Origin of the sequence: Mesorhizobium sp. M7A.F.Ca.CA.003.01.2.1 (assembly GCF_003998945.1) — a bacterium.
In the GTDB taxonomy this organism is placed as follows: Bacteria; Pseudomonadota; Alphaproteobacteria; order Rhizobiales; family Rhizobiaceae; genus Mesorhizobium; species Mesorhizobium ciceri.
The window spans coordinates 1-3631 of record NZ_RZRA01000583.1 but is presented as its reverse complement, the minus strand read 5'-3'; the positions used below and the strand labels follow the sequence as shown (position 1 = coordinate 3631).

The 3631-nt window shown below is 59.8% G+C and carries 3 protein-coding genes; all 3 read right to left on the bottom strand.

Annotated features, from left to right (window positions below; all coding sequences use genetic code 11):
- The coding region (locus tag EN969_RS21570) for an extracellular solute-binding protein (protein WP_164758403.1) at window positions 1–1098 on the bottom strand (1098 nt) is incomplete at its 3' end.
- Window positions 1098–2972: an extracellular solute-binding protein gene (locus EN969_RS21565; RefSeq protein WP_063169976.1), complete on the bottom strand. Its 1875-nt coding sequence runs from the start codon at window positions 2970–2972 to the stop codon at window positions 1098–1100. The genes EN969_RS21570 and EN969_RS21565, both read right to left, overlap by 1 nt.
- A gap of 157 nt (window positions 2973–3129) precedes the next feature.
- The coding region (locus EN969_RS21560; RefSeq protein ID WP_164758402.1) for a cytochrome c family protein at window positions 3130–3631 on the bottom strand (502 nt) is incomplete at its 5' end.

The window sequence follows — 3631 nt, the reverse complement described above, 5'->3', positions numbered from 1 at the left end:
GGAGCCGTAAAACAAGGCCCGCTTCACCCATCCGAAATCGAAGCATCTGGCGATCGCCCGCCGCACCCGCTCATCGCGGAATTGCGGACGACGCTGGTTCAGCGCGACGCTCTGCATGTCTGGCGTCTTCTCGCCGGGAAATTCCCGTTTGAGGACCTTGCCGTCCTTCAGCGCCGGAAAGTCGTATCCGGTCGCCCATACCCGTGAGGTGAATTCCTCGCGAAAATGCGTGTCGCCTTTCTTGAAGGCCTCGAATGCCGCCTGCCGGTCAAGATAGAAGTCGATGCGGATGCGGTCGAAATTGTAGAGGCCGCGGTTCACCGGGAGATCGCGGCCCCAATAGTCGGCGACGCGGTCATATTCGACCGTCTGTCCGGCCGCCACGCGTCCAATCTTGTAGGGACCCGAGCCAAGCGGCGGCGTCATGGTCGAAGCATCGAAATCATTGGCCGTATAAAATGCCTTGGAGACGATCGGCATCCCCACGATCGCAAGGACGTTTTGCGCCGACTGCTTGCCGTTGAGGGTGAGATCGACGGTGGTGGGATCGACCGCAACCACGTCGGTCATGTACCGCAACGCCTGGGAAAGGTTCGGATGGCCCTTGTCCTTATAGAGCTTCAGCGCAAAGACAACGTCTTGCGCGGTCAGCGGCGAGCCGTCGTGGAAACGCGCTTGCGGTCGCAGCACGAAGCGGAAACCGTTGCGGTCTGGCGACAGGGTAACGGTTTCGGCAAGCAGGCCATAGACTGCATCCGGCTCATCGAGCGCGCTTGTCATCAGCGAATCGAAACAGAGTTCGGCGCGCGGCGGCGCCTCCCCCTTCAACACCAGGAAATTCAACGTGTTGAAGGTCAGGAAGCTCTGATTGAGGGTTGCGTTCGGCGGCGCGAAATTCATCTGGCCGCCCTTGGGCGCGTCCGGATTGACGTAGTCGAAATGCGCGAAATCGGGCTTGTATTTGAGGTCGCCGAAGGCCGACAGGCCATGCAGCTTGATGCCAGTCGTAATGTCGGCGAAGGCCCGGCCGGGCAACAGGGCAGCGGCTGCCGCGGCACTGCCCAGGGCGAGAAAGTCGCGGCGGGGCAGGGCCGCCATCAATTGCCGCCCTTGTATTTGGCCGCCAGCGCCTTCTCCTTGTCCGGGTCGATCCACCAGGAATCGATGTCGGGACCCAAGTAAGTCGGCTGTTTTTCCGGGATGCCGAATTTGTTCCAGTAGGCCAGCCAGGTTACTGATCGGGTGAATTGCGGGACGCAATAGAAATTCCACAACAGAACCCGGTCGAGCGCATGAGTGGCGGCGAGCAGGTCGTCGCGATCCGTCGCGAAGATAACGCGTTCAACCAGTGCGTCGACCACTGGGTCCTTGATCCCCGCGTAATTTCGTGAGCCCGGTGTATCGGCTGCCTTCGAACTCCAGTACTCGCGTTGTTCATTGCCCGGCGAGTCCGACTGCGGCAGCCGAGAGGTTATGACGTCGTAGTCGAAATTGTTGACGCGAGCGATGTACTGGCTGGTATCGACTATCCTGAACGAAGCCGAGATGCCGATCTTTCCCAGCATATTTACAAATGGATTGACCGTTTGTTCGGCGCCCTGGTCGAAGCCCAGAATCTCGACGGTAAAAGGCTCCCCGCTTTTCTCATTGGTCATACGGCCATTCTGGATTTTCCAACCCGCCGCCGCAAACAGATCGATCGCTTCGCGCAGGTACGACCGCTCGGCCTTCGGGCTATCGAAGACCGGAAGCTTGAACTCCTGGGTAAACAGTTCTGGCGGGAGCTTGCCCTTGTATTGATTGAGGATCTCCAATTCTTTGCCCCGCGGCAGTCCGCTCGAAGCAAGTTCGCTGCCCATGAAATAGCTGTTGGAGCGGGTGTTGAGGCCGAAGGATTGGGTGCGGTTCAAGGTTTCGAAGTCGAAGGCGTAACCGAGCGCCTCGCGCACGCGCCGATCCTGGAACTTTGTCCGTCGCGTGTTCAGCATGAAACCTTGCATCGAGGCGAGTGATGTCGCCTTGAACTCCCGCTTGATGACATCGCCGGCTTTGAGAGCCGGAAAATTGTAGCGCGTCATCCATAATCGCGCACTGTTTTCAGCCTGGATGTCCTCATATCCGCCTTTGGTGAAGGCTTGCCACGCGGCGTTGTCATCGAGAATGTAGGTGTAGCGTCTGGTGTCGTAGTTGTTGCGCCCGACATTGATGGCCAGATCGGCGGCCCAGAAGTCCGGAACGCGTCGCCAGACGACTTCCGAACCAGGTTTGAAGCTCTCGATCTTGTAGGGTCCAGAGCCGAGCGGGATTTCAAGGCTTGGCTGGGTGATGTCGCGCTTCTTGCCGTTGGCATCGGTGCCTTCCCACCAGTGCTTCGGCAGCACCACCACATCCGCCATGATCAGCGGTAACTCGCGATTACCCTTCTGATCAAAACGGAACTCGACTTCCCGATCTGAAACGGCGACCGCCTCGGTGACGTTGGCGAAATAGCGGTTGAACTGCGGACTTTCCTTTTTGAGAAAGTTAAATGACCAAATCACGTCATCCACGGTGATCGGTTGGCCATCATGCCATCTGGCACGCGGGTCGAGCCGATAAGTTGCGGATGAAAAATCGGCTGGGTACTTGTAGGCGTCTGCTATCTCGGGATGGTTGACGCTGCCCTCGTCAAGGGATTTCGCCATCAGCGACTGGTAGAGGAGCCCACCCTGATAGTTCAATCCTGCGGCAGGGGTGCCGCGTGCGATGAAAGGATTGAAGCTGTCGAAGGTGCCGAGTTCCACCGAGTTCAGCGTGCCGCCCTTGGGCGCGTTCGGATTGACGTAATCGTAGTGCTGGAAATTGGCGCCGTATTTGGACTCGCCGATCAGCGATGAGGTGGTGCGCCATTCGTCGGCGCGGGCAGCCTGCAATCCCGCCGCCAGAAGGGCTGCCGCCAGCAACGACTTGAGAAGCGTTCGGCCAACCGTCATGCACTATCCTCTTCGCGATGCCCGTTCATGGGCAATCTAGATGATTTGGCGCTCGTGAAAACCGTCATGCGCGGCTTTGTCGCCGCCTATGCGGTTTTCCCAATAAAAAAGCCGGGCTGAACCCGGCTTTTTCAAGGTCGTCGAGATGATATCGAAATTATTGGGCAGGCGCCGGTGCCGGTGCGGCCGGAGCCGGGGCGGCGGGAGCGGCCGGCGCGGCACCCTCAGCCGGCTTTGCCGGAGCGGCTGCATCGGCAGGCTTGGCGCCTGCATCGGCGGCGGCACCGGGTGCCGGCAGCGGCTTGGGATTGTCGGACAGCGTGCGCAGATAGGCGATGACGTTGGCGCGGTCCTCGTCCTTGGGCAGGCCGGCGAAGCCCATGGCGGTGCCCTTCACGAATTTCTTCGGCGAGGTGATGAAGTGGTTGATGTTGTCGTAGGTCCACTTCTCGGTGCCGCCCTTGGAGAATTCCTTCATGCCGGCCGAATAGGCAAAGCCTTCATGCTCGGCGACCGGACGGTCGACGAGGTCCCACAGGTCCGGGCCGACCTTGTTGGGGCCGCCCTTTTCGCCGGAATGGCAGGCCTGGCACTTCTTGAAGACGGCAGCACCCTGCTCGACATTGGCGGTCGCCAGCAGATCGGCGATCGGCTTGGCC